Source organism: Mariniflexile ostreae (assembly GCF_042427585.1).
In the GTDB taxonomy this organism is placed as follows: Bacteria; Bacteroidota; Bacteroidia; order Flavobacteriales; family Flavobacteriaceae; genus Pseudalgibacter; species Pseudalgibacter ostreae.
This window is the reverse complement of sequence record NZ_JBHMFC010000053.1, coordinates 1-5,633: the sequence shown is the minus strand read 5'-3', so window position 1 is coordinate 5,633 and position 5,633 is coordinate 1. Positions and strand designations below refer to the sequence as shown.

Annotated in this window: 3 protein-coding genes and 1 CRISPR repeat array; all 3 genes read left to right on the top strand. The window is 35.5% G+C overall.

Translation table 11 applies throughout. From position 1 onward, the window contains the following. Nucleotides 1–128: 128 nt before the first annotated feature. A CRISPR array of direct repeats spans nt 129–686; the repeat unit is 30 nt; unit sequence CTTTTAATCGTCCCATAAAGGAATTGAAAT. Nucleotides 687–1,066: 380 nt separating this feature from the next. The 3 genes from ACFFU9_RS10540 to ACFFU9_RS10530 all read left to right on the top strand — a co-directional run bounded on the left by ACFFU9_RS10540 (nt 1,067) and on the right by ACFFU9_RS10530 (nt 5,477). Beyond that, nucleotides 1,067–2,128, top strand: coding sequence for a polysaccharide lyase family 7 protein (locus ACFFU9_RS10540; RefSeq protein WP_379861400.1), 1,062 nt, complete (start codon nt 1,067–1,069; stop codon nt 2,126–2,128). 34 nt (nt 2,129–2,162) lie between these two features. Next, a complete protein-coding gene (gene gnd, locus ACFFU9_RS10535; RefSeq protein WP_379861399.1) occupies nt 2,163–4,046 on the top strand; it encodes an NADP-dependent phosphogluconate dehydrogenase in 1,884 nt (627 codons plus the stop codon). A gap of 153 nt (nt 4,047–4,199) precedes the next feature. Continuing rightward, complete coding sequence (locus tag ACFFU9_RS10530; protein WP_379861398.1) at nt 4,200–5,477, top strand: Nramp family divalent metal transporter; 1,278 nt, start codon at nt 4,200–4,202, stop codon at nt 5,475–5,477. Nucleotides 5,478–5,633: the final 156 nt, after the last annotated feature.

Here is a 5,633-nt window from a genome sequence, read left to right as displayed (position 1 = left end):
CCGTTATAGGTTTTTAATGCTCAGTCAAAAATGGCACGGTTTGAACCGAAATGACTGGCACTATAAAACCGAAATCACTGGCACAAATCGAACCGAAGTAACCAGCGGGACCAACAACACCGTCTTGGCTTTTAATCGTCCCATAAAGGAATTGAAATTTATAAGGAGCATAGACCAAAGAACCCACCTCAATACTTTTAATCGTCCCATAAAGGAATTGAAATGATACTGCGTTGAAAAGCCCCGCAGTTGCTTGTATCTCTTTTAATCGTCCCATAAAGGAATTGAAATCTCGGTTTCTGTTCCAACAAAACCGTTTTGAACAGCCTTTTAATCGTCCCATAAAGGAATTGAAATTTAAATTTTGACCTAATTTAGATCCAATCCGACTCCTTTTAATCGTCCCATAAAGGAATTGAAATGCTTCAACACCTAGACTCTCAAAGAATCTAGTATAACTTTTAATCGTCCCATAAAGGAATTGAAATTTTTTCTGCATTCTTATTACCCGCATAATTACTCATCTTTTAATCGTCCCATAAAGGAATTGAAATGATATAAAACATTGGGATGAAGCTGAAGCGATGTTGCTTTTAATCGTCCCATAAAGGAATTGAAATTAGTAAAGCCCTGTTTCAATGTCTTGTATTATATAACTTTTAATCGTCCCATAAAGGAATTGAAACTGCCTAACGGTTATGCGTATTATCAATACTTAGGCTCTTTTAATCTCTCTATATAAACTTCCCTAAAAGCAGAACACTATAAAAGGATAAAACCACTTAGGCTGCAGCTTTAGTAAACCGCCAATACATTACTAACGTATTACGACTTTGTTTTTTTAAAACACTGTTAGCTATATCATCTTAATTTCTTTTTAAAATTTTAAAATAATGGTTATCATAATAATAGCTTCTTAGTAAAGTCAATATTGTATAATTAGCAAGCTTCTTTTGTTGTTTTTAATATTTAATGCCTAATAAATTTTCATAATAATTAAATATAAGTATATTTGGTACACCAATTTGGTAAACCAAACGCAGGTTTCTAATAAAATATGACTAAAATGAATAACAAAACCCTGAAATTAGTATCGCAATCTCTTTTAATTATAGGAATGGCACTAATACTTAATAGTTGCGTAGATGCCCCTAAAAAGTCTGAGCCTAAAGCTGATAAAACTACTGTTTATCCCAGTGATGTAATACCTTTCATGGACCAATGGCGTATTCTTTGCGGCGATGGTACCAGTCTTAAAAATTTAGTAGATACGGAACATAAAGATTTTTTTTATACCTCAAATGATGGCAAAACCGATTGGGTAGTATATAAAACACCTAATTCTGGTATTACATCACGTACTTCTAACAACACGAGAACGGAACTGGGGCAGATAGAGCAATGGATGCCCGAAACAGGTGGCAGATTAACAGGTGCCTTAAAGGTCATGCAAGTGTCAGCTTCTGGTGATGCCAGGGTTGCGGCATCCTACTCGGTTGTTATTGGGCAGATTCATAGTATGGAAGGGCACGAAAATGAACCTTTAAAAATATTTTATAAAAAATTTCCCGGACACACCAAGGGCTCCGTTTTCTGGAATTATGAAATTAATACCGAAGGTGATAACTCTAAAAGGTGGGATTATTCTACAGCCGTGTGGGGGTATGATATGTCTGTTGTTGGAACCAGCCCCACATCATATCCAGAAGAACCAAAAGACGGTATCGCACTGGGCGAGGAGTTTACCTACGATATAAATGTTCATGATGGTATCATGTACCTCACGTTTACAAGTGAAGGCCATGACACTAAAACATTCAGTAAAAATTTATTAAAATCGGAATATGTAAAACATTCCGATATTCCTCAACAAATATTAACATTATACGCAGCTATAGGTCGCGACGGTACAGAACGTGAAAGTGCTTATGCAGGGGAGGCGCAAATTTTTAAGCAAGGGGCTTATAATCAAACGAATGGTAAGGACCCCAATGAGAACATCGTTTGGAGTACTGGTGCAGAAACGTATAATGGAGATATAAAAAAGCAATATGCCAATGGCGACTATACAGAAGTATGGTTTAAAGAAGCAACTTTAGGTGCTGGCACATTACCTGTTACAGACTAATTACTGTAAAAACAATAAAGTGTAGTTAAAATATATGAATTTAAACACTGTAATTTTTATAATGGGGGTCTCTGGTTGTGGAAAAAGCACTATTGGTCAACGCTTGTCGCAACACTTAAAAATCCCGTTTTTTGATGGAGATGATTATCATCCGAAATCGAATATAGAGAAAATGAGTCAGGGTATGCCACTTAATGATGAGGATCGTTACGACTGGTTGGTAAGCCTTAACGATTTGGCCAAGAACCAACTCCAGCAAAACAGTTGTATTATTGTGTGTTCTGCTTTAAAGCAATCTTATAGGGATATTTTAAGTGCCCAGATTCGAAACCAAGTAAAATGGGTGCATCTAGCCGGAAGTTTCAATCAGATTCTAGAACGCATAAATAAAAGAGAACAGCATTTCATGTCATCCAATTTATTGCAATCGCAGTTTGATACGCTAGAGTTTCCAGAGCATGCTTTGGAGATTAATATTAGTTTAAAACCAGAAGAAATTGTTGATAAAATAATAAAGGAATTAAAAATGAAGTCAGAATTCGGTTTATTTGGTTTAGGGGTCATGGGCAAAAGTTTAAGTAGAAACTTAGCTCAAAAAGGATTTAAAATTTCAATTTTCAATAGAGAAGAAAAAGGTAGCGAAGAGGATGTAGCCATCACATTCAAAGATGCTTATAAAGAACTAGAGCAAGCGCAAGCCTTTTCCAATATAGAAGCCTTCGTAAATTCTTTGCAAACTCCCCGGCGGATCATGCTAATGGTAAATGCGGGTAAAGTTACAGATTTAGTTATCGAAGATTTAATCCCTTTTTTATCAGATGGCGACATCTTAATCGATGGTGGTAATTCTAACTATGTAGAAACTAAGGAACGTTATGATTATTTAAAATCTAAGAAAATTCATTTTATAGGAGTAGGGGTTTCAGGAGGAGAAGAAGGAGCGTTAAAAGGACCATCCATTATGCCAGGCGGTAATAAAGAAACCTATCACTTGATAAAGCCTTACCTAGAAAGTATCGCTGCCAAAGATGCTAATGGTTTGCCGTGTTGTACCTATATAGGTGAAGAAGGCAGCGGGCATTTTGTAAAAATGGTTCATAATGGTATTGAATATGTAGAAATGCAACTTTTGGCAGAGGTCTATACTATTCTAAAAATAATGGGCCATAATCCAGATGAAATTGCTGCTATTTTAGAATCATGGAAAGCAAAAGCCGATAGCTATTTATTAGGTATTACGATAGCTATTTTAAGAAAAAAAGAAGGCGATTATTGGCTTGTAGACAAAATAGTGGATAAAGCGGGAAACAAAGGCACTGGAAATTGGACAACTATTGCTACGGCACAATTAGGAACGCCAAGCACCTTAATTGCTTCGGCGTTATTTGCGCGTTACACGTCCTTCTATAAAGAAGAACGGCTTCAGGCCAGTGATCATTTCAATATAAAGCCAACACCGTTAGAACTTGAGCTACAGGATGTTCTTAAGGCGTATCAGTTTTCAAGGATAATGAATCATTATCAAGGGCTTAAATTAATTTCTGAAGCTGGCAAAACCTATAAATGGCACTTGAATTTAAGTGAAATTGCTAGAATATGGACTAACGGCTGTATTATAAAATCCGATTTTATGTTGGAATTAGTATCTGTTTTAAAAGAAGATGATAATATTTTAACGCACCCAACCATTATTAACCAAGTTCGATCATTGAAGCCGTCTATAAATAAAGTGGTGTCTCAATGTGTTTTAAATGAATTGGCAATTCCTTGTTTAAGTGAATCTGTTAATTTTTTAAATGGTTATGCTACAGCAAATTCATCGGCAAATATTATTCAAGCGCAACGGGATTATTTTGGAGCACATACGTATCAACGAACAGATGATGCTTCAGGACGATTTCACCACAGCAATTGGTGATGAAAAACGATGGGATACAACGTTGTCCATAACGAGAGCATGCTACGGCAAGATACCACCACACCGCCAGTAGCAAAAATTAATACACTAAAAATACACTAGATAACTAACCAACCAACAACTAACTAACTAACTAACTAACTAACTGCCAGTATGATGTCAGAACTAAAAGTAAAGAAATCTTTATTAAAAAAAATTATAGCCCTAGTGCTGGGTTTTGGTCCAGGTATTTTTGCAATTGGCTACACTATAGGTACGGGTAGTGTTACCTCCATGATTGTGGCAGGTAGTAAATTTAATATGCAATTATTATGGGTGCTTTTAATAAGTTGCCTTTTTTCGGGAGTTTTAATGTTTGCGTATGGAAATTATGCTCTAATTACAGGAGAAACAGCTCTTTTTGGCTTTAAAAAGCACTTTAAATATGGGAAAATTTTAGCCATATTAATTATTGTAGGGATTACGTTTGGGCAATGGAATTCGTTAATGGGCATTTTGGGTATATCTTCCAATATTATTTATGAAATACTAGCCATAAATTTTGAAGGCTTACATGCGTTTAAATACGAAACCGTTTTAATAACTGCCATGGTAATAATTGTCGTGTTTTATTTATTGATGTTGGTAGGGAAATATACTTTTTTTGAAAAGATATTGGTCATATTCGTAACCTTAATGGGGCTGTCATTTGTATTGTCATTATGCTTTGTGCAGCCTCTTTCTGTCGATGTGATTAAAGGATTAGTGCCAACGATACCAGATATACCTGGAGGTAAAATGTTGGTGGCAGCGTTTGTTGGAACAACCATGGCATCTGCTACATTTTTATCGCGACCCTTATTTGTAAAAGGAAAAGGATGGACTATTAAAAATCTAGGACAACAAAAAAGAGATTCCATTACTGCTGCGATATTAATATTTGTAATTAGTGGTGTTATTATGGCTGTTGCCGCTGGGGCTTTGTTTTATGAGGGCAAAGAAGTGACACAGGTGTTAGATATGGCAAACACCTTAGAACCAGTGGCAGGTAAATGGGCCGTTACGATTTTCTTCTTTGGAGCATTAAGCGCAGGGCTATCCTCTATTTTCCCTTGTTTGTTAATTGCGCCATTACTAATTGCCGATTACCAATCTGGAGAATTAGATACGAATTCAAAACAATTTAGAATCATAACGTTTGTAGCTTGTTTAGTAGCGTTAATTGGTCCTGTATTTGGAGCGAACCCTATTGAAATTCAAATACTATCTCAGGTTTTTAATGTGTTTGTGCTGCCCTTGGTTATTTTGGGGATTATTATGATCGTGAATAGTAAGAAGATTATGAAAGGTTATAAAACGAGCTTGTTTGTTAATATCGGGTTGTATGCCTCTCTTCTTTTTGCATTAATCATTTCTTATAATGGCATATTAGCATTGTTAGAATACTATTAGAAATAAGAAACCCAAAAAACAGGGTTTTAATAAAAAAGTTAAAACTAAACCATGAGGTCATTTAAACTTTTTGCTTTTCATTTTCTTTAGGAATATTGCCATAAATGATAGATAGTTGAAACCCAACCAACTTGCAATGGTTGTGTCAAATCTATT

Coding starts and splice junctions, on each gene's coding strand:
- ACFFU9_RS10540 (WP_379861400.1), top strand. CDS start 1,067: ATGAATAACAAAACCCTGAAATTAGTATCGCAATCTCTTTTAATTATA.
- gnd (WP_379861399.1), top strand. CDS start 2,163: ATGAATTTAAACACTGTAATTTTTATAATGGGGGTCTCTGGTTGTGGA.
- ACFFU9_RS10530 (WP_379861398.1), top strand. CDS start 4,200: ATGATGTCAGAACTAAAAGTAAAGAAATCTTTATTAAAAAAAATTATA.